The organism is Achromobacter spanius (assembly GCF_002812705.1).
In the GTDB taxonomy this organism is placed as follows: domain Bacteria; phylum Pseudomonadota; class Gammaproteobacteria; order Burkholderiales; family Burkholderiaceae_B; genus Achromobacter; species Achromobacter spanius.
In genome coordinates, this window is record NZ_CP025030.1 from 2,048,753 (window position 1) to 2,067,882 (window position 19,130).

The following is a 19,130-nucleotide window of genomic DNA, read 5'->3' on the forward strand; positions in this document are numbered from 1 at the left end:
GCGCCGTTCAAGTCCCCGTGTTTTCCGACTTGCGCAGGCGGGACAGCGCGGTGTCGAAGCGTTCGACGCCCGGCCGTGCGGGGCGGGCGGGGGTGTCGAAGCGTTCGACACCGGGGCGCGCCGGCTTGTCGAACCGCTCCACGCCCGGGCGCGCCGGTTTGTCGAAGCGCTCGACGCCAGGTTGGTTGAAGCGTTCCACGCGCGGCGGGCTTTGCGTTTTTGCCTGCACGCTTTGGGCCGCGGCCTGTTCGCGCTTGGCGATGATCTCTTCGGCGCGCTGATGGTGCGGCGCCATCTTGCGCACCATTACCCGGCCGTCACGCGGGAAATAATTGATGCGGCGCGCATGCACGTCGCCCAGGTCCTGGGCCTTGACCGGAATGCCTTCGAGCTTCAGGTAGTTCAGGACAAAAACGCCGTTGCGTTCGCCGATGTTCATCTGCTGCATGGCGCTGAGCACCGCGCCGCCGCCAAACACCTTGGCTTCCAGGCGGTCGCGCGAGGCGCCGGCCTTCAGCAATTCGTTGATCAGCACTTCCATGGCGAAAGCGCCGTAGCGCATCGTCGCCGACGCGGGCGACTGCATGTCGCCTTCCGGCAACATGAAGTGGTTCATACCCCCCACGCCGGTCACCGGATCGTGAATGCAGGCGGCGACACAGGACCCAAGAACGGTCGAGATCATCAGGTCTTCGTTGGTGACGTAGTACTCGTTGGGGAGCACTTTCACCGCTTGGCATTGGAATGCGCTGTCGAAGTAGTGGCGCGTCGCGCGGGCTTCAAGTCGGGAGACCATGGGACTTATCAGGCAAGAACGGCGATTGGGACATGAAGGACGAAGCCCTGCAGAACGGCATGTTTCAAAAAGTGTAGAAAAATTTCGCTTTATTCTTACATATCCCGAATGACAACGGGAGAAATGCTTGTAACGGCGGGGAGTGATGCGGCCCTGTTTAACGTCAAACGTAACGCCGAACGCTACCCCGCTGGCAACGACCGAGCCGGCCGCAGCAACTGGGACCCATCGTACACAGGCGCGTGCAGAGTCTTTCCCCGGATCACGGGGAGGTTCGGGCTTTATACGTGGCTTTAATGCGGAACCGGGGCGCGTGGAGTGAGGCGCCCCGGGTGCGTGAGGACGCCTAGAAGCGGGTGCTGCGCGTGACCGACCAACGGGCCGACAGCGCGCCCAGCGCAGCCGAAGCCACCACGGCGGTGACCAGGACAGACGCGCCGGGCAAATGCAGGGCGAATTCGGCGCCGTAGCTGCGGGCCAGCCCCAGCAGGGCGTCGTTCAAGGGCGACAGCGCAATGGCCGACACGCCGATGGCCAGCAACGAGGCCACCGCGCCCGACAACGCGCCCAGATACAGGAAGGGCCGGCGCACGAAGGATTCCGTGGCGCCCACCAGACGGGCTACGCCTATCTCTTCGCGTTGCGACAGCGCTTGCATGCGCACGGTGTTGAACACCGTGGCCAACACCACGACGGCCACACAAGCGGCCAAGAAGCCCAGGCCGATGCGGGCAAAGCGCAGAATGGCTTCCAGGCGCTGCACCCAGGCGCTGTCCAACTGCACCAGGTCGACGTGGTTCCATTGCTTCCAGTCGCCCGCCAGTTTGTCGGCGCGGCCGGCCAGGTTGTCGCCATCGGCCAGCGTCACGACCACGGCATCGGGCAGCGGGTTGCCGGGCAGCACGGCCAGCGCCTGTTGCCAGGCGGGGTTGGCGCGCAGGTCGGCAAGCGCCGCGTCGCGCCCGACCACGCGCACGGCGCGCACGTCGCTTTGGTAATCGTCCTTGATGCGCTTGGCCACGTCCGCGGCGGCGCCCGCCGGGGCATCCACGCGCATGAACACGGTGACTTCCGGCGTGACGGACATTTGGCGTGCAACGGGCTGCACGGACACCAGGATGGCGCTACCCAACAAGGGCAGGGCCAGTGCCAGCGCCATGACCAGCAGGTTGGCCAACGATGAGAACGGTTGCTTGGCCAGCCGGCGCACGGTGACCATCAACGCATAGCGGTGTTGCCGCAGCCAGGCGTTCATGACGAGGCTCCCGGGTTACCCATGCCGGGTTCAGTGCGGCCGCTGGCGCGCGACGGCCCCGAAGCGGACTGCCCCGCAACGGGTGGCGTGGCAGGGCCGTGCGAATCGGCGAACTTGCCCGGGTCGATGCGCAGGGTGCGCGAGGCGTAGCGCGCCATCAGCCCCTGGTCGTGCGAGGCAATCAGCGTGGTCACGCCCACGCGGTTGAAATCGCGGAACACGTTCATGATGCGCTGCGCGTTGTCGTCGTCAAGGTTGGCGGTGGGTTCGTCGGCAATCAGGATGGCGGGCCGGTTCACGATGGCCCGCGCGATGGCCAGGCGCTGCTGCTCGCCGCCGGACAATTCGATGGGATTCAGGTCTTCCTTGCCCGACAGGCCCACCTTGTCCAAGGCGGCGCGGGCGCGCGACGCGGCGGAATCCCAGGGATGGCCCTGGACCGCCAGCGGCAGCATGACGTTTTCGAACGCGCTTCGATCGAACAACAGGTGGGTGTCTTGCAAGATGACGCCCACGGCGCGGCGCAGATAAGGGCGCGCGCGGGCGGGCAGCTTGTCCAGGCGTTGCCCGTTGACCTGGATGGACCCGCGGCTGGCGGGCTCCAACCCGCCGATCAACTTGAGCAGCGTGGATTTACCGGCGCCTGACGGCCCGGATACAAAAACGAATTCTCCCGCGCTTACGCGGAAGTTGATGTCGGCCAGGATATTTCGGCCGCGACCATATGATTTGAATACGTGCTGGAATTCGATCATGGCGGCTGTCGGATGAAGCCGCCATAGTAACTCGGGGACAGGAGGCAGGCATAAGCCGATTCACGGTGGTCCTGTGAAAAAGCGTTTCCGCGTGACCAGTTGGACACCTTTTGATCAGAACGAAATGAACGCATCTTCGAACGCCGTTCAACCGAAAAAAGGTGTCCCCGTTTTCGAGCGAAAACATCAATTGATTTCGCCAGTGTCCCTATATTTCAAGGGAATTCCCGGATGTGCCCGCCCGTGTCCGGACGCTACCATCCGCCCCATGCTTCGGCCCAACCCGGCCGTTGCAAGCTCGATTTGTCCCACACGGAGATCACGATGAAAGTACTGAAACTCGCTGCTATTGGCGCGGCACTGTTCGCTGCATCCGCGGCTGCCAATGCGGGCGCGACCTTCGATAACGTTAAGAAGAAAGGGTTTGTCCAATGCGGGGTTTCAACGGGCATTCCGGGATTCTCGATTGCTGACAGCAAGGGCGAATACAAGGGCATCGACGTGGACATGTGCCGCGCCATCGCCGCGACCATGTTCAACGACCCCACCAAGGTCAAGTTCACGCCCCTGAACACGCAACAGCGCTTCACCGCCCTGCAATCCGGCGAAATCGACGTGCTGACCCGCAACACCACCGTGACGCTGACGCGCGACACGACGCTGGGCCTGATCGGCGCGGGCGTGAACTACTACGACTCGCAAGGCGTGATGGTCTCCAAGGACCTGAACATCAAGAGCGCCAAGGAACTGAACGGCGCCACCATCTGCGTGCAGCCGGGCACCACCACCGAACTGAACCTGGCCGACTGGTTCCGCAGCCAGAAGATCGAATTCAAGCCGGTCGTGATCGACAAGTACGACGAAATCATCCGCGCCTTCTCGGCCGGCCGCTGCGACGCCTTCACCACCGACAAGTCGCAACTGGCGTCGACCCGCACCACGCTCGAGAACCCGGACAAGTTCGTCATCCTGCCGGAAGACTTCTCCAAGGAGCCGCTGGGCCCCATGGTCCGCCAGGGCGACGAGCAGTGGTTCAACATCGTTCGTTGGTCGCTGAACGCCATGCTGGAAGCCGAGGAATACGGCATCACCAAGGCGAACGTCGATGAAATGACCAAGAGCCCCAACCCCAACATCCAGCGCATCCTGGGCGTGACCCCGGGCATGGGCAAGAACCTGGGCGTGGACGACAAGTGGGCCTACAACATCATCAAGAGCGTGGGTAACTACGGCGAAAGCTTCGAAAACACGCTGGGCAAGAACAGCGCGATGAAGCTGGAGCGTGGTTTGAACGCGTCGTACAAGCAAGGCGGTTTGATGTACGGCTGGCCGGTGCGCTAACACGGCTGCCTGGCAAAACGGAGCCTTGGCGCTCCGTTTTGCCTAGCCCGCCACCCGAGCGGGCGGCAGGAGTAGGGGTGGCCTTGCCGGCGTTGCCGCCCGGTTTACGACTTCTGTAGATTCATCATGACGACTTCTAAAAATAGTGCCCCAATTGCGGCTCCTCGCCGGCGGCTCAACTGGAACGACCCCGGCGTACGGTCGGTGGTGTACCAGGTGTTCGCGCTGGCGGCGGTGGCCTGGGCAGTGTGGTTCCTGGTTTCCAATACGCTACACAACCTGTCCGTGCGCAATATCGCCACGGGCTTCGGGTTCCTGAGCCGTGAAGCCGGGTTCGCGATCGGCGAAACGCCCATCGCATACTCTCCCTCGAATGACTACGGCCGCGCCATCATGGTCGGCTTGCTCAACACCTTGCGCGTGGCCGTCATCGGCATCGTGCTTGCCACCATCCTCGGTACGCTGATCGGCATTGGCCGTCTGTCCAAGAACTGGCTCGTCGCCAAGATCACCTCGGTTTACGTCGAAGTGATGCGCAACGTGCCGCTCTTGCTGCAATTGTTCTTCTGGTACGCGCTGATCACGGAAAACATGCCGGGTCCGCGTCAGGCGCACAATCCGCTGCCCGGGGTGTTCATTTCCAATCGCGGCCTGAAGGTGCCGTCGCTGGAAGGCAATTCGCTGGACTGGATGCTGGCGGGCCTGGGCCTGGCCATCGTCGCGATCATCTTCCTGGGCCACTACGGCAAGAAGCGCCACGAAGCCACGGGCCACATGTTCCCGCTGGGTCGCTGGGCCATCGGCCTGCTGATCGGGCTGCCGTTCATCGGATGGCTGGTCAGCGGCGCGTCGCTGACTCTGCAAATGCCGGAACTCAAGGGCTTCAACTTCGCGGGCGGACTGACGCTGTCGCCGGAATTCGCCGCACTGCTGGCGGGTCTGGTGATCTACACCTCGGCCTTCATTGCCGAAGTGGTGCGCTCCGGTATCCAGGCTGTCAACAACGGCCAATGGGAAGCCGCCGGTTCGCTGGGCTTGCCGCGCGGGAAGGTGCTGCGCCTGGTGATCCTGCCGCAGGCGCTGCGTGTGATCATCCCCCCGATGACCAGCCAGTACCTGAACCTGACGAAGAACAGCTCGCTGGCCGTGGCTATCGGCTATCCGGACATCGTGTCGGTGGTCAACACCACGCTGAACCAGACGGGCCAGGCCATCGAGGGCATTCTTATCATCATGGGCGCGTACCTCACGGTCAGCCTGTCGATCTCGATATTCATGAACTGGTACAACAAGCGCATCGCGCTGGTGGAGCGTTGAGATGAGCAGCACTACGCATACCCCCACCGAAGCCATGCCGCCGCCCAGCACGCATGTGGGCGCCTGGGCGTGGCTGAAATCCCGCCTGTTCTCGTCGCCGCTGAACATCCTCATCACGGTACTGCTTGCGTGGTTCCTGTTGATGTCGGTGCCGGCGCTGCTTGAATGGGCGTTCTTCAAAGCCGACTTCAACGCGGCCAACGCCCAGGAATGCCGGGCCTCGGGTGGCGCCTGCTGGGCGTTCATCATCGAAAAGCACCGGCTGATCCTGTTCGGCACCTATCCGTTCGACGAGCAATGGCGGCCGCTGATCGCCACTTTCCTGCTGGTGGCCGTGATTGTGTGCAGCGGCATCCGCCGTTTCTGGAACTGGAAGCTGGCCGTCATCTGGGTCGTGGGCCTGACGGCGGTTGCGCTGTTGATGTGGGGCGGCGTGTTCGGCCTGACCTACGTGGAAAACGCACGCTGGGGCGGCCTGCCGCTGACGCTGATCCTGTCCACGTTCGGTATTGCCTTCGCGTTCCCCATCGGCGTGCTGCTGGCCCTGGGCCGGCGCTCGAAGATGCCGGCTATCAAGGCGCTGTGCGTCGTGTACATCGAGCTGATCCGTGGCGTGCCGCTGATCAGCCTGCTGTTCATGTCGTCGGTGATGTTGCCGCTGTTCCTGCCGGAAGGCGTGTCCATCGACAAGCTTCTGCGCGCGCAGATCGCCATCATCATGTTCGCCGCGGCCTACATCGCGGAAACGGTGCGCGGTGGCTTGCAGGCGATCCCGAAGGGGCAGTACGAAGGCGCGGATTCGCTGGGCCTGAAGTACTGGCAGCAGATGCGCAAGATCATCTTGCCGCAGGCGCTGAAGATCGTGATCCCGCCGCTGGTCAGCATTTTCATCGCGCTGTTCAAGGACACCTCGCTGGTGGTCATCATCGGTATTTTCGACCTGACGCTGGCAGCCAAGGCGGCCCTGTCGGATGCGGCATGGCGCGGATTCGGCGTAGAGGCGTATCTGTTCATCTCGCTGATCTACTTCGTGTTCTGCTTTTCCATGTCCAAGTACAGCCAGGCGCTTGAAAAACGTCTTGCGACGGATCACCAACGCTAGTCAATGGTGCGCGTCCGCCTGCCGGCGGGCGCGCACAGCGATATTTACGGGAGTACAGGCATGTCGGATGCCATTATTCGTTTGCAGGACGTGAACAAGTGGTACGGCCAGTTCCACGTGTTGCGCAATATCAATCTGGACGTGGCGCAGGGTGAGCGCATTGTGGTGTGCGGCCCGTCGGGCTCGGGCAAATCCACGATGATCCGCTGCATCAATCGTCTGGAAGAGCACCAGAAGGGCCACATCATTGTCGATGGCACCGAGCTCACCAATGACTTGAAGCACATCGAGACGATCCGCAAGGACGTCGGCATGGTGTTCCAGCACTTCAACTTGTTCCCGCACCTGACGGTGCTGGAAAACCTGACGCTGGGACCCATGTGGGTGCTGAAGAAGCCGCGCGCGGAGGCCGAGGCCACGGCCATGAAATACCTGGAGCGCGTACGCATTCCGGAGCAGGCCAAGAAATTCCCCGGCCAGTTGTCGGGCGGCCAGCAGCAGCGCGTGGCCATTGCGCGGTCGTTGTGCATGAGCCCGAAGATCATGCTGTTTGATGAGCCGACGTCGGCGCTCGACCCCGAAATGGTCAAGGAAGTGCTGGACGTGATGGTGACGCTGGCCCAGGAAAGCGGCATGACGATGATCTGCGTCACCCACGAAATGGGCTTCGCACGCAAAGTCGCCAACCGCGTCATCTTCATGGACCGCGGCGAAATCATCGAACAGAACACGCCCGACCAGTTCTTCGACAATCCGCAGAACGAACGGACTCAGCTTTTCCTGAGCCAGATCCTGCACTGATCCGTCAAGAACCGCCGTTTCGGCAAACACCCCAAGGCTTGGATTGCGATCCGGGTGTTGGGGTGTGTTGTTTTTAGCGGGAGGAAGGTGCATCCGGGGGGAATGGGGCTGTCGTGGAGACAGACATGCAAATCCGAGCCCACGCCGCAAGGCTGATCGGCGCACGTGTGGCGCTGAAAGCCCCCTTACCCGAGCGAATATCGGGCCAATCTGGCGCGTATCCCTTTGTTACGCCAGCGCCTGGGCTGCGGTATGCTACTGACCGCCATTGATCAGGATTGAGGAGAACAACATCATGACGAATACCCCCCGCCGCGCGGTCCGCCGTGCCCTGTTGCAAGGCGCCGTGGCGCTTGCCGCCACCTTGCCTTTCGGCGCACCCGCGCTGGCCCAAGCCACTGACTTCCCGACCAAGCCGATCCGCTTTGTCGTGCCTTACCCGCCCGGCGGCCCGCTGGACACCATGGCCCGCATGCTGGCCGAAAAGGTGCGCGGTTCGCTCGGCCAACCCGTGATCGTGGAAAACCGGTCGGGCGCGGGCGGCAACATCGGCGCCGATCTGGTGGCCAAGGCGCCGGCCGACGGCTACACGCTGGTCATGGGCGCGGTGGCCACGCACGCCATCAACCCCTGGCTGTTCGCCAACCTGCCTTACGACCCGGTCAAGGACTTCGCGCCCGTGACGATCGTGGCGGCGGTGCCGAACGTGCTGGTGATGAACAATGAATTCGCCGAGAAGAACAGCATCAAGACGCTGGCGGACCTGATCGCCTACGCGAAGAAGAATCCGGGCAAGCTGAACTACGGTTCGGGCGGCAACGGCAGCGCGGGCCATTTGTCGGGCGAATTGCTGAAGGCGCGCGCCGACATCAAGGTTGAACACATTCCTTATCAAGGCGCGGCGCCCGCGCAGTTGGCGTTGTTGTCGGGCCAGTCGGATTTCATGTTCGACAACCTGGCCGCATCGGCGCCCTTGATCAAGGAGGGCAAGGTCAAGGCGCTTGCCGTGACTACGGCCAAGCGTTCGTCGCTGCTGGCGGATGTGCCGACGGTTGAAGAATCGGGCATCAAGGGCTTTGACCTGGGCACCTGGTTCGGCGTGTTCACGACCGGGGGCACGCCCGCGCCGGTGGTGGCAAAGCTGAACAAGGCCTACGCGGATGCGATGCAGCAACCGGACGTGAAGCAGCGCCTGTTGACGATGGGTTCGGAAGCCACGCCGATGACCCCGGAAGCGTTTGCCGAGTTCGTGAAGGGTGAAAAAGCGAAGTACCAGGAGATTGTGAAGATCTCGGGGGCTAGCTTGAATTGAGGGGTGGGGGCGCGCGGCATGCGGGAGTATGTGGCGGCTGCGTGAACATTTGGCGGCTCCGTGAACATTTGGCGGGTTGCCTGATGGGTTCGCGCGCTTGGCGGTGGGGTTCTTTTGGCGAGTCTGGCGCGCCACACCCATCCTACGTGCCGGCCGTCTCTTCTGGCGCGCCACACCTATCCTACGTGCCGGACGTCTCTTGTAGGATGGGTGTAGCGCGGCACGGTCCAGGCAAGAATGCCAACGCCGAACGCGCGGGACCCATCAAGCAGCGGTAGAAGCAGCATAGGCCCCACAATAGAACAAACAGCCGCCCGAGGTATTTATCGGGCGGCTGTTTTTTCTTGCGGTCCGCGCTGGGGCAGGCATCGCCTGATGGGTTACGCGCGATTCACGCCTGTGTTCTTTTTACGGATCTGGCGCGCTCCACCCATCCTACATTTTGCTGTCTTCCGCACGCACCTACATTTTGCTATCTGCCGCATGCACCTACATTTTGCAGTTTGCCGCGTGCACGTCTGTGTGATCGCGTGCCAGCACCTTTACGTTTTTGTAGATCAGCTTGCCGCTTGCGTCCGCTTCGATGTGCAGCAGGTACCAATCCTGGATCGGGTGCTGGTTCGGTCCGAATTTGAACTTTCCGCGCACGCTCGCAAAGTCTGCTTTGCGTAGCGCGGCGCGGAAGTCGTCTGCGCGGCCGGTAATGTCGCCGTTGACGGCTTTTAATGCCGACGCGATCAGATTCGCGGTGTCGTAGGCCTGTGCCGCATACGCCGTGGGCGCGCGCTGATACGCCTTGGTGAAGGCCTCGACGAAATGCTTGTTCTGCGCGTTGTCCAGGTCCGCGCTCCATAGCGAACTCAGATAGAACCCCTTGCCCGCCGTGCCTGTCGCAGCCAGCATGCGTTCGTCCATGGAATAGAGAGGTGTGATCATCTTGATCTTGTCCGACAGCCCCGAATTGGCGAACTGCTTGGTCAGGTTGATGCCAGCGCCGCCCGGATGAAACTGGAAAATCGCATCGGGATTCAATGCGCGGATGCGGGCCAGTTCAACCGAGAAATCCGACTGATCCAACTTCGTGTAGATCTCTTCAACGATGTCACCCTTGTACGCACGCTTGAAACCCGCCACGGCGTCGCGGCCGGCCTGGTAGTTGGGCGCCATCACCGCCACGCGCTTCACACCCAATTCATTCGCGGCGATGCCGGCGGTGTCGGCGTACGAGTCGTTCTGGAAGGCGACCGCGAAGTAGTTCGGGTTGCAAGCCTTGCCCGCGTAGTTGGAGGGGCCGGCGTTCAGGCTGACGTAGAAACCGCCCGCGTTCAGCACCGTGGGGCCAACCGCCGCCATGACGTTTGAAAAGTTCACGCCCGTGAAGAGACGCACGCCGTCCTGCACCATCCTGTCGGCGGTCTGCTTGGCGTTGGCGGGTTTGAGCGCGTCGTCTTCCACGCGCACATTGACCGGCACGCCGCCCAGTTTGCCGCCGCCTTCCTTGACGGCCAGCATGAAGGCGTCGCGCTCGTCTTCGCCGATGTAGCCGGCGGGCGTGGACAGCGTGCCGATGAAGCCGATGTCCAGCGGCTTGCCCTGCGCGCCGGCGGCGCATGCCGTCAGCGCCAACGCCAGGGCGGCGGCGCCCCGTAGGATATGGCATGTCATGGTTGTCTCCTGTTGTGCTTCGGTCTTGTGCTGCTGTTGTTTGCCTGCACCCTGTGCTTGAATCCCGCTTCTTGAACCTGCGCTTCGGTATTGATGTCTTTGTATTGAGTCCCTACATCGGCGCCAGGCAGCGTTCCACCTTCCAGCCGTACAGCCACTGCAACGCGTCGTAGAACTGTGACTGGCTGCGGCCCGTCCACAGCATGTTGCGTACGGTGCGCTCCACGCCACGCGCGTGATACAGCCTGCCCATTTCCCGGGTGGACCAGACCACGCGCGCGCTGCGCGGAATGCGCACCGATTCATACAGTCGGAACGCCGCTTCCAGGTCGTGCCCGCATTGGCGCACGGCTTCACCCAGCGTGACCGCATCTTCCAGCGCCATGCACGCGCCCTGCGCCATGTACTGCGTCATCGGATGCGCCGCGTCGCCCAACAAGGTGACGCGGCCCTGACCCCAGTGTTCGACGGGGTCGCGGTCAGCGGTGGCCCAGCGCTTCCATGAGGTGGGGCGGTCCAGCATCTGGTGCGGGCGCGGATGGATGCCATCGAAGTACGACAGCACCTCGGCCTTGCTGCCTTCGCGCACGCCCCATTGCTCTTCTTCGCGGCTGTGGAAGGTGACGACCAGGTTGTATTGCTGGCCGCCGCGCAGCGGGTAGTGCACCAGATGGCAGCGCGGCCCCGCCCACAGAACAGGCGCGTTGATGCGCAGTTCTTCGGGCATGTTCTCGCGTTCGACCACGGCGCGGTAGACCACGTGACCGGTCACGCGCGCGGGGTCGCCCACGATGCGTTCGCGGATCACCGACTTCACGCCGTCCGCGCCCACCACAGCATCCGCGCGGTATCGTTCACCTTTCGTGTCCACCACTTCCACGCCTTGCCCGTCTTGCGACATGGCGGCGATCTGCGTCGACGTTCGAAAGCGGATCAACGGGTTCTGCTGCACGGCTTCAAGGATCGACAAATGAATGTCGGCGCGATGGATCACCGCATACGGGCCGCCAAAGCGCGCGCGAAACGCTTCGCCCGTGTCGATGCGCACCACCTCCTGCGCATCCACTGCGTCCATCATGATGATGTGGTCGGTGAACACCGCGCGCGTACGTGCCGTCTTACCCACGCCCAGCGCGTCCAGCGCCGCGAAGGCGTTGGGGCCAAGCTGGATGCCCGCGCCGATTTCACCGATGTGCGCGGCCTGCTCCAGCAATTGCACGGCGATGCCTTGTCGGGTCAGCGCCAGCGCGGCCGCCAGTCCGCCGATGCCGCCGCCAACCACGATGATGGAGCGTGTGGCGGGGGTTGTCGTTCCCGTTGTTGTCGAGGATGCATTCATATCAACATTCCGTGCCGGTTCATTCCTGGCCGCCCAGGAAGGCGCCCTGGCGAGTCAATTGCGCCTGCAAGGCCGCGATGGGAAGTTCGGCCGGCATGACGCCCGCGCGCAGCGCCATGGCTGCCGCCGTGCCCGCCGCTTCGCCCATCACAAAGCAACTGCCGCTGACGCGCGCGGCGGACTGGCCTTCATGCGTCATGGAGGCGCAGCGGCCCGCCACCAGCACGTTGTCGGCCACGCCAGGCCCGCGCTTGGGCACCATCATCCGAAACGGAAGCTGGTTGTAGCCGCGAGATTCCGGAATAGGCGGCCAGGCCCATTTCACGTCGCCGGCCGTGTGCATTTCCAAGGGCCAGCCGTTCACGCCGATGCTGTCTTCAAAGTCGGCGCAGCCCAGCACGTGCTCTTTGGTCAGCATGGCTTCACCCACGATGCGGCGGGTTTCACGTATGCCAAGCTGCGGCGCGATGTCCAGCACATAGGCCTGTTCAAAGCCCGGCACCTTGGCGCGCAAGAAGGCCAGGTACTGCACGATCTGGCGGCGGCCTTCCAGTTCACCGGCGGACAGAGATCCGACGTCGGTGCCGTCGGCCGCGCTGCCGTCGGCATTGGCCAGTTGGGTGACGTTCACTCGCCATTCGTAGTCGTGCTTTTGCGGGCGCACGATGGCGCCGCGACGCGGGAACGTGAACTCGCCGCTGGCGGCGGCTTCGTCCATCAAGAGGGGAATGGTTTTCCAGGCTTCCTGCGCGCGCGCGCCGTCTACGTTGCCGACCTTGAACATCAACGTGGGGTAGAGCATGTGGCCGTGTTCGTCGCCTTTCTCGAAGGGCAGGCCGCCCCATTGCGCGATGTCGCCATCGCCCGAGCAGTCGATGAAGACCCGGGCACGCACCGCGCAACGGCCAGACTTGGTCTCCAGGAACAAGACGTCGACGCGGCCTTGCGGATCGCGCGCCAGGCCCGTGGCCAAGGCATGGAACAGCACCTGCGCGCCGCTGTCCTGCACCATGCCGTCGGCCGCGCATTTGAAGGCGGAGATGTCATAGGCCTGGGCGTGGATCTTGCCCAGGATCAGGTGCGGGTCGTTCAAGCCGTCCATGGCGCGCATGCGGTCGAGCAGCTCGTCGGTCATGCCGTGCACCACCTGGCGGATGTTGCCGTGGATGTTGGCGTGCAGCCCGCAGAAATTGGACACGCCGGCCGCGGTGCCCATGCCGCCCAGAAAGCCGTAGCGTTCCACGAGCAGCACGCGCGCGCCGTTGCGGGCGGCGCTGGCGGCGGCCAGCACGCCAGCGGGGCCGCCGCCCAGCACCACGACGTCGAATTCGCCGTAGAGCGGCACTTGGCGGGCGGGTTCGGTAATGAGCATTGATGTCCTCCTTGCTTGTCTTGCGTGTGCCTTATTGCCCCTTGATGCCCAGCTTCTTGATCAAGGGCTCCCAGCGCTTGAGCTCGTCGTCCATGTAGGCGCGGAACTCGGCGGGCGTGCTGCCCACGGGGTCCATGTACTGCGCTTGCAGGCGCTTGGCCACCTCGGGGTCGCGGATGGCCTGGATCAGTGCATCGGACAATTTTTTCTGTATGTCGGCCGGCACCTTGGACGACACGACAAAACCGATCCACGCCGAGCCCTCAATACCCGATACGCCGGCTTCCGCCAGCGTCGGAATGTCGGGCAGCAGCGCGGACCGCTTGGATGAAGTCACGGCCAGCGCCTTCAAGCGCCCGTCCTTCACCATCGGCATGACGGCAATGGGCGGCAGCGCCGCAAACTGCGTATCGCCCGACAGCAGGGACGTCAGCGCGGCGGGCGACGACGGATAGGGCACGTGCGTGGCACGACCACCGATCTGTTGCAGCATCAGCTCAACCGCCAGATGCGACACCGTGCCCGCGCCCGTCGACGGGAAGTTGTACTTGTCCGGATTCTTCTTCAGCGCGTCCAGCAACTGGCCCACGTTGGTGATGCCGGCCGACGCGGGCACAACCAGCACGTTGGGCTGATGCACGGCCAGCGTCAGCGGCGATAGATCAGTGGCGGGCGCGTAGGGCAGCTTGTCGAACAGCAGCGTGTTGTTCACCAGCGGGCCGGTGATGGACACGCCGAAGGTGTAGCCGTCTGGCTTGGCGTTGGCGATGGCGTAGGTGCCGATGTTGCCGCTGGCGCCGGGCTTGTTCTCGATGACGATGGATTGTCCCAAGATGGCGCTGGCCTTTTCACCGACCACACGCGCCACCTGATCCGGGCTGGACCCGGGGCCGAACGGTACGACGGCTTTCAAGGGCTGTGACGGCCAGGCGTCGGCGGCGTGTGCGGCGGACAGCGGGGCGGCAAGCGGACCAATCACGGCCACGGCCAGCGTCAAGACGCGCGCCGCCAAGCTCAGGGGCCGTCCCAGGTGCCGCTTCAGGGGCGAAAACTCAGTCATCCGTGTCTCCCACATTTTTCATGTTGTCGAAATAGGTTTGCTCGTTTGCGATGAAAGCCGCCACCATCGCGCGATAGGTCGCGTCCACCACCGATTCGAGGTTGGCGAAGCCGCGGTTGTGGCGGGTGGCCAGCGCGCGCGCCTTGTCAAAGACCTGAGCCTGGCGCGCGGGCGCGCTGACCTGGTAGGCATCGCGCTTGAAGCGCGCCGCGTCTTTCACATACAGCGCGCGGTCGGCGATCAGGCGCACGATCTCGTCGTCCAGCCGGTCGATGTTGGCGCGCACCTCGGCCAGATTGGCGCACAGGGGCTGGTAGGCGGGGTCGGTGTATTCGCGCAGCGGTGCGCCGTGGGTGTCGGGTTCTTGCATGGGCGTGCTCATCGTTATGGGGTGGCGTCGGGTTGGCGGGCGGGCGCGGCGTGCTGGAATGCCGGCTGGGCGTTGCAGTGCTCATGGATGCGCAGAATGCGCGGAAAGGCCGACAAGTCGCAGCCCATGCGCTGCGCGTTGGCCACTTGCGGCACCAGGCAGCAATCGGCCAGCGTGGGTGCATCACCAAAGCAGTAGGCACCGTGGCCATGGCGGGCCAACAGTTCTTCGACCGCGCCCAGGCCTTCGTTTACCCAATGCTGATACCAGGTGTTTTTCTGCGCGTCGCTCGCGCCCAGCACGTCTTGCAGATAGCGCAGGATGCGCATGTTGTTGACGGGGTGGATGTCGCAGGCGATGGCGTTGGACAGTTCCAGCACCCGCGCGCGCGCCAAGGTGTCGGCGGGTATCAGGCGCGGCTCGGGATGCGTGGCGTCCAGGTAGTCAATGATGGCCAGCGATTGCGACAACTGGACGTCGCGGTCAATCAGCAGCGGCACACCGGCCGACGGATTCTTGGCCACGTACTCGGGCGCGCGTTGTTCCTGCTTGCGCAGGTTCACAGGAAGGATCTCGTAGGGCAGGCCCTTGAGCGCCAGCGCGATGCGCACGCGATACGACGTGGAGCTATTGAAAAAGCTGTGCAGTTGCATGGGGGCTCCTGTCAGACCATCTGCACGCTCAGCGTGCCCAGCCCGTCGACGCCGCCCAGCATCTTGTCGCCGCGCACCACGGGGCCCACGCCTTCCGGCGTGCCGGTGTAGATCAGGTCGCCGGGTTCCAGGCGGAAGTAGCGCGACAGGTAGGCGATGGTTTCCGCCACGGACCAGATCAGCTTGCCGATGTCGCTGCGCTGCTTATCGGCGCCGTTGACCTGTAGCCAGATGCCCGCCTGCTCGATGCCCGCGACGGACGCGGCCGGGTGCAGGGGGCCGATGGGCGCGCTCTGGTCGAAGGCCTTGCCCAATTCCCAGGGGCGGCCGGCTTCGCGCATCTTCATCTGCAAGTCGCGGCGCGTCATGTCCAGGCCCACGGCGTAGCCCCAGACGTGTTGCAGCGCGTTGTCCACCGCAATGTTCGCGCCGCCCTGGCCAATGGCGGCAACCAGTTCAATCTCGTAATGCAGGTTGGCGGTTTCGGGAGGGTAGGGCAGTTCCAGCGTCTGGCCGTCGGCCACCGGCACGACGGCGTCGGCGGGCTTGCAGAAAAAGAAGGGCGGTTCGCGGTCGGGGTCGAAGCCCATCTCGCGCGCGTGGGCGGCGTAGTTGCGGCCCACGCAGTAGACGCGGCGCACGGGAAAGGCATCCTGGCCGCCGGCAATGGGCACGGCGACGGGAGCGGCGGGAGCAAACACGAAAGGCATGGATCAACCTTTGATCGAAGAGGCGGGAAACAAAGCGGGAAACAACGCGGAAAGCGAAGCGGAAAGCAAAGCGGAAAGCAAAACGGGAACCCGGCAGGAAGCGGGCCGCAAACGCAGCGCGGCGAACCACGCGACGCGTATCAGCCCGCGCGCTCTTCGCGCCATACGCCCAGCGCGTCCTGCACGGGGCGGTCGGAATAGCTGAACAGGGTGGCGTCGTCCAGCGCGGCCAGTTGCACGGGCAGCCACGACGGCGCCACGAAGACGTCGCGCGGGCCGAAGTGGAATTCCTCTTCGCCAATGCGCGCGATGCCCCGGCCTTCCACCACGCTGTAGACCGTAGAGTCGGTGCTGCGATAGGGCCTGCCCTGAAATCCGGCAGGCAGAAACTGCATGAAGGTGGCCATGGTGGGCATCGGGTAACCGCCCGTGGCCGGGTTCAGGTAGCGCAGCTTCACGCCGTCCCACGCGTCCAGTTCGCCGTGCCGGTAGAGCGCGTCCAGTGCCTCGCGGCTGCGCTCATAGGGGTAGTTGAAGATGGGCGAGGTGCCGCTGGATACCTGATGGCGCACGGGCGCCATGTTGTGGCCAAAGCGCGCCATGCTGTCGCCTTCCGGGCGGGTCACCGGTTGGGCGGCTTGCGGATAGTTCTCGGCAAAGCCGGCATCCAGAAAGCGCAGCAAGGGAATGTCCAGGCCGTCCAGCCAGACGACGGGCTCGCCGCCTTCGACGGTTTCGGCATTGCCGTGGTCATGCCAGGTCCACGACGGCGTGATGATGAAGTCGCCCGGATGCATGGTGGTGCGCTCGCCGTTGACGGCGGTGTACGCGCCCCGGCCTTCGACGATGAAGCGCAGCGCCGATTGCGTGTGGCGGTGGCTGGGCGCCACTTCGCCGGGCAGGATCAGTTGCAGGCCCGCGTACAGGCTTTGGGTGATGCTGGCCTGGCCGGGCAGGCCGGGGTTTTCCAGGATCAGCACGCGCCGCACGGCTTCCTCGGCGGTAATCAGCGAGCCGGACGCCATGACGTCGTCGCGCACGTCGTCGTACTTCCAGATGGCGGGCACGCAGCGTGGGGCGGGCTGGCGGGGCACCAGGTTATGCAATGACTCCCAGAGCGGAGCCATGTGTTTCTTGGCGATGCGGGCGTAGTAGTTGCTGCGGTCGGCGCTGCGGTCAGTGCTGCGCTCCGCGCCGGTGGTGTGGCCGTCGGGCATGTTTGTCTCCGGGTTGTCCGGCTGATGCCGGCTTCTACGGGGGGCCGCCGCGTGGTTCGCGGCTGGTCCAGGTTCGAAGACAATTATGCGTAGAACAGCTATGTGTTTTGAAATGAAATTATCTTATTATCCATACCAATAAACATATACATACGAGACAACCCCCCAACGGATGAGGGCCTGCATGGACTGGACCCACCGCCTGCGGCTGCGCAATCTGAAGATGCTGTTGAGCTTGGCGCAGACCCGCAACATCAGCCATTCGGCGGCAATGCTGAACACCACGCAGCCCGGCCTGTCGAAGTGGCTGAAAGACCTGGAAGACGATATCGGGCTGCCGCTGTTTGAACGACATGCGCGCGGCTTGCGTCCCACGCCGCATGGCGATGTGCTGATCGCGCACGCGCAGCGGCTGGAGGCGCAACTGGACCGTGCGGGCGCCGACATGGCCGCGCTGCGCGAAGGGGGTGGCGGCCGCGTGGTGATCGGCGCATCCGGCGCGTCGGCCTCCGATACGGTGCCGCTGGCGGTGATGAAGCTGTTGGAACGCATGCCGCAAGCGCGCGTCAAGCTGGTGGAAGGCACCACCGACCGGCTGCTGGCGCAACTGGCGCAAGGCGATCTGGATATCGTGGTGGGCCGCTCGGCGCCTGAACACCACGACCCCGCCATTCGCTTTGAAGCGCTGTACCTGGAACCGATCCACTTGGTGGCGCGGCCGCGTCATCCGCTGTTCACGATTGAACAGCCGACGTGGCCGGATCTGTTGTCGTATCGATGGATTTTGTGGCCCAAGGGCACGCCGATCCGCAACGCGGTGGATGCCGCGCTGGCGGCGGCGGGGCAAGCGCCGCCGGCTGATCACGTGGAATCAAATTCGGTCACGATCAACCTCACGCTGATCAATAACAGCGACATGATCGGCGTTGCCTCGCATCGCGCCGCGCTGCGCTTTTCGCAGATGCGGGCGATGCGGATCATTCCGGTGCGGCTGTCGGGCTTTGGATCGGTGGCGATGTACTGGCGCGAAGATGCGTTCCGGCCGCTGGCGGTGCAAGAGGCCATGGCGGCGCTGCGCAACACGGTGGCGGAACACGCGCCGGGCGTGACGAGGCTGTGATGCCGTCGTCGGGCAACAGGCCCCAGGCCGGACTGAACACGTTGATCGCGCAGTGCCGCAAGGTAGAGGCGGTGTTGTCCGCGATGGATGAGCGTGGCGGCCCGGTGGGGTCATCGGCGATGCGGATGCACGACCCCGACGACCCGGCGGCGTCATCAGCGATGCACCGCTTCGTGGCCGACATGGATGCCCGCCGCGCGCCGCCCGGCATGTGGTCGCCGTTGGTGTTGGCGGTGCTGGTCATGACGGGCGGCCTGGGCGTGGGGATTGAGGTGCTGAGCCTGCTGCTGCGATCCGCCGGCGCCGCATGGGCGGCGTTCGCGTTGGTGGCGGTATGCGCGGGCACGGCGCTGGCCTTGGCGATAGGCGTGGTGTGGGTGATGGCGGGCAGGTCAGCCGGCTTGGTGGTGGTGAAGTGGCTGGTGCTGGGTTTGGTGACAGTCGGCGCGCTAGGCGTGGCGGTATGGACCCAAGGCGGGATAACGGCGGTAGGCCCGGTGTTAGCGCTGCTGGGCGGCTTGGGGGCGTGGCTGGTCGTGAACAGCGCGGCGTTCTATGTGTTCGCGGGATATCGGGTGGCGCAGCGCGTGGCGCAGCGCGGGAGACTCCCAACGTAGGATGGGTGCAGCGCGGCAGGGATTTCAATAGAACGAAATTGCTGATCGCGCGAAACCCATCAAGCAGCGCCACAATTCTTCTGAAGCGTAGCCACATAGCAACCGTTGCATGATGGGTTCCGCGCGATCGGCGTTTGGGTTCTGGCGGTGGTGATGCCGCGCTGCACCCATCCTACGGACCGTGTGATGGGTTCCGCGCGATTGGCATTTTCGTTCTAGGCACGGCTGTGCCGCGCTGCACCCATCCTACGGCGGCGTGTCATCGTAGGATGGGTGTAGCGCGGCAGGGAATTCATTAGAACGAAATTGCCAATCGCGCGAAACCCAT

Annotated in this window: 18 protein-coding genes; 7 read left to right on the forward strand and 11 right to left on the reverse strand. The window is 64.1% G+C overall.

The genetic code is table 11. The annotated features are described in order from the left end of the window. Nucleotides 1–7: 7 nt before the first annotated feature. The 3 genes from cheD to CVS48_RS09355 all read right to left on the reverse strand — a co-directional run bounded on the left by cheD (nucleotide 8) and on the right by CVS48_RS09355 (nucleotide 2,806). Nucleotides 8–796, reverse strand: coding sequence for a chemoreceptor glutamine deamidase CheD (gene cheD, locus CVS48_RS09345; RefSeq protein WP_100854199.1), 789 nt, complete (start codon nucleotides 794–796; stop codon nucleotides 8–10). A 346-nt stretch (nucleotides 797–1,142) separates the two neighbouring features. Then, nucleotides 1,143–2,051: a cell division protein FtsX gene (locus tag CVS48_RS09350; RefSeq protein WP_100854200.1), complete on the reverse strand. Its 909-nt coding sequence runs from the start codon at nucleotides 2,049–2,051 to the stop codon at nucleotides 1,143–1,145. Beyond that, nucleotides 2,048–2,806: a cell division ATP-binding protein FtsE gene (locus CVS48_RS09355; RefSeq protein ID WP_100854201.1), complete on the reverse strand. Its 759-nt coding sequence runs from the start codon at nucleotides 2,804–2,806 to the stop codon at nucleotides 2,048–2,050. The genes CVS48_RS09350 and CVS48_RS09355 overlap by 4 nt, the downstream gene beginning before the upstream one ends. Before the next feature lie 324 nt (nucleotides 2,807–3,130). Here CVS48_RS09355 and CVS48_RS09360 point away from each other — a divergent pair, with 324 nt between their 5' ends. The 5 genes from CVS48_RS09360 to CVS48_RS09380 all read left to right on the forward strand — a co-directional run bounded on the left by CVS48_RS09360 (nucleotide 3,131) and on the right by CVS48_RS09380 (nucleotide 8,679). Continuing rightward, nucleotides 3,131–4,147, forward strand: a complete 1,017-nt coding sequence (locus tag CVS48_RS09360; RefSeq protein WP_100854202.1) for an amino acid ABC transporter substrate-binding protein — start codon at nucleotides 3,131–3,133, stop codon at nucleotides 4,145–4,147. Between the two features lie 126 nt (nucleotides 4,148–4,273). Further along, nucleotides 4,274–5,464 (forward strand): amino acid ABC transporter permease, encoded by a 1,191-nt coding sequence (locus CVS48_RS09365; RefSeq protein ID WP_100854203.1) that lies wholly within the window; start codon nucleotides 4,274–4,276, stop codon nucleotides 5,462–5,464. A 1-nt stretch (nucleotide 5,465) separates the two neighbouring features. Then, complete coding sequence (locus tag CVS48_RS09370) at nucleotides 5,466–6,566, forward strand: amino acid ABC transporter permease (RefSeq protein ID WP_100854204.1); 1,101 nt, start codon at nucleotides 5,466–5,468, stop codon at nucleotides 6,564–6,566. 60 nt (nucleotides 6,567–6,626) lie between these two features. Continuing rightward, nucleotides 6,627–7,367, forward strand: a complete 741-nt coding sequence (locus CVS48_RS09375; protein WP_050445733.1) for an amino acid ABC transporter ATP-binding protein — start codon at nucleotides 6,627–6,629, stop codon at nucleotides 7,365–7,367. A gap of 295 nt (nucleotides 7,368–7,662) precedes the next feature. Beyond that, nucleotides 7,663–8,679: a Bug family tripartite tricarboxylate transporter substrate binding protein gene (locus tag CVS48_RS09380; protein WP_100854205.1), complete on the forward strand. Its 1,017-nt coding sequence runs from the start codon at nucleotides 7,663–7,665 to the stop codon at nucleotides 8,677–8,679. 489 nt (nucleotides 8,680–9,168) lie between these two features. Here the strand turns inward: CVS48_RS09380 and CVS48_RS09385 are convergent, their stop codons facing one another. The 8 genes from CVS48_RS09385 to gtdA all read right to left on the reverse strand — a co-directional run bounded on the left by CVS48_RS09385 (nucleotide 9,169) and on the right by gtdA (nucleotide 17,065). After that, nucleotides 9,169–10,344, reverse strand: coding sequence for an ABC transporter substrate-binding protein (locus CVS48_RS09385; RefSeq protein WP_100854206.1), 1,176 nt, complete (start codon nucleotides 10,342–10,344; stop codon nucleotides 9,169–9,171). 112 nt (nucleotides 10,345–10,456) lie between these two features. Continuing rightward, nucleotides 10,457–11,683, reverse strand: coding sequence for a 3-hydroxybenzoate 6-monooxygenase (locus CVS48_RS09390; RefSeq protein ID WP_100854207.1), 1,227 nt, complete (start codon nucleotides 11,681–11,683; stop codon nucleotides 10,457–10,459). A gap of 19 nt (nucleotides 11,684–11,702) precedes the next feature. After that, nucleotides 11,703–13,055: an FAD-dependent oxidoreductase gene (locus CVS48_RS09395; protein WP_100854208.1), complete on the reverse strand. Its 1,353-nt coding sequence runs from the start codon at nucleotides 13,053–13,055 to the stop codon at nucleotides 11,703–11,705. Between the two features lie 31 nt (nucleotides 13,056–13,086). Beyond that, nucleotides 13,087–14,115, reverse strand: coding sequence for a Bug family tripartite tricarboxylate transporter substrate binding protein (locus CVS48_RS09400; protein ID WP_100854209.1), 1,029 nt, complete (start codon nucleotides 14,113–14,115; stop codon nucleotides 13,087–13,089). Further along, nucleotides 14,108–14,485 (reverse strand): chorismate mutase, encoded by a 378-nt coding sequence (locus CVS48_RS09405; protein ID WP_100854210.1) that lies wholly within the window; start codon nucleotides 14,483–14,485, stop codon nucleotides 14,108–14,110. Before CVS48_RS09405 ends, CVS48_RS09400 begins: the two co-directional genes overlap by 8 nt. 14 nt (nucleotides 14,486–14,499) lie before the next feature. Continuing rightward, entirely contained in the window at nucleotides 14,500–15,138 is a 639-nt protein-coding gene (gene maiA, locus CVS48_RS09410; protein ID WP_100854211.1) for a maleylacetoacetate isomerase, read from the reverse strand. Nucleotides 15,139–15,149: 11 nt separating this feature from the next. Continuing rightward, on the reverse strand, nucleotides 15,150–15,848 hold the full coding sequence (locus CVS48_RS09415) for a fumarylacetoacetate hydrolase family protein (protein ID WP_100854212.1): 699 nt from the start codon (nucleotides 15,846–15,848) through the stop codon (nucleotides 15,150–15,152). 140 nt (nucleotides 15,849–15,988) lie between these two features. Next, nucleotides 15,989–17,065, reverse strand: a complete 1,077-nt coding sequence (gene gtdA / locus CVS48_RS09420; RefSeq protein ID WP_100854213.1) for a gentisate 1,2-dioxygenase — start codon at nucleotides 17,063–17,065, stop codon at nucleotides 15,989–15,991. A 184-nt stretch (nucleotides 17,066–17,249) separates the two neighbouring features. On the opposite strand from gtdA, the gene CVS48_RS09425 reads away from it, so the two are divergent. Continuing rightward, on the forward strand, nucleotides 17,250–18,185 hold the full coding sequence (locus tag CVS48_RS09425) for a LysR family transcriptional regulator (protein WP_100854214.1): 936 nt from the start codon (nucleotides 17,250–17,252) through the stop codon (nucleotides 18,183–18,185). Continuing rightward, on the forward strand, nucleotides 18,185–18,802 hold the full coding sequence (locus tag CVS48_RS09430; RefSeq protein ID WP_100854215.1) for a hypothetical protein: 618 nt from the start codon (nucleotides 18,185–18,187) through the stop codon (nucleotides 18,800–18,802). Before CVS48_RS09425 ends, CVS48_RS09430 begins: the two co-directional genes overlap by 1 nt. Nucleotides 18,803–19,130 lie beyond the last annotated feature (328 nt).

Coding starts and splice junctions, on each gene's coding strand:
- CVS48_RS09350 (WP_100854200.1), bottom strand. CDS start 2,051: ATGAACGCCTGGCTGCGGCAACACCGCTATGCGTTGATGGTCACCGTG.
- CVS48_RS09375 (WP_050445733.1), top strand. CDS start 6,627: ATGTCGGATGCCATTATTCGTTTGCAGGACGTGAACAAGTGGTACGGC.
- CVS48_RS09385 (WP_100854206.1), bottom strand. CDS start 10,344: ATGACATGCCATATCCTACGGGGCGCCGCCGCCCTGGCGTTGGCGCTG.
- cheD (WP_100854199.1), bottom strand. CDS start 796: ATGGTCTCCCGACTTGAAGCCCGCGCGACGCGCCACTACTTCGACAGC.
- CVS48_RS09390 (WP_100854207.1), bottom strand. CDS start 11,683: ATGAATGCATCCTCGACAACAACGGGAACGACAACCCCCGCCACACGC.
- CVS48_RS09430 (WP_100854215.1), top strand. CDS start 18,185: ATGCCGTCGTCGGGCAACAGGCCCCAGGCCGGACTGAACACGTTGATC.
- CVS48_RS09415 (WP_100854212.1), bottom strand. CDS start 15,848: ATGCCTTTCGTGTTTGCTCCCGCCGCTCCCGTCGCCGTGCCCATTGCC.
- CVS48_RS09355 (WP_100854201.1), bottom strand. CDS start 2,806: ATGATCGAATTCCAGCACGTATTCAAATCATATGGTCGCGGCCGAAAT.
- CVS48_RS09405 (WP_100854210.1), bottom strand. CDS start 14,485: ATGCAAGAACCCGACACCCACGGCGCACCGCTGCGCGAATACACCGAC.
- CVS48_RS09380 (WP_100854205.1), top strand. CDS start 7,663: ATGACGAATACCCCCCGCCGCGCGGTCCGCCGTGCCCTGTTGCAAGGC.
- CVS48_RS09370 (WP_100854204.1), top strand. CDS start 5,466: ATGAGCAGCACTACGCATACCCCCACCGAAGCCATGCCGCCGCCCAGC.
- CVS48_RS09360 (WP_100854202.1), top strand. CDS start 3,131: ATGAAAGTACTGAAACTCGCTGCTATTGGCGCGGCACTGTTCGCTGCA.
- CVS48_RS09425 (WP_100854214.1), top strand. CDS start 17,250: ATGGACTGGACCCACCGCCTGCGGCTGCGCAATCTGAAGATGCTGTTG.
- CVS48_RS09365 (WP_100854203.1), top strand. CDS start 4,274: ATGACGACTTCTAAAAATAGTGCCCCAATTGCGGCTCCTCGCCGGCGG.
- CVS48_RS09395 (WP_100854208.1), bottom strand. CDS start 13,055: ATGCTCATTACCGAACCCGCCCGCCAAGTGCCGCTCTACGGCGAATTC.
- maiA (WP_100854211.1), bottom strand. CDS start 15,138: ATGCAACTGCACAGCTTTTTCAATAGCTCCACGTCGTATCGCGTGCGC.
- CVS48_RS09400 (WP_100854209.1), bottom strand. CDS start 14,115: ATGACTGAGTTTTCGCCCCTGAAGCGGCACCTGGGACGGCCCCTGAGC.
- gtdA (WP_100854213.1), bottom strand. CDS start 17,065: ATGCCCGACGGCCACACCACCGGCGCGGAGCGCAGCACTGACCGCAGC.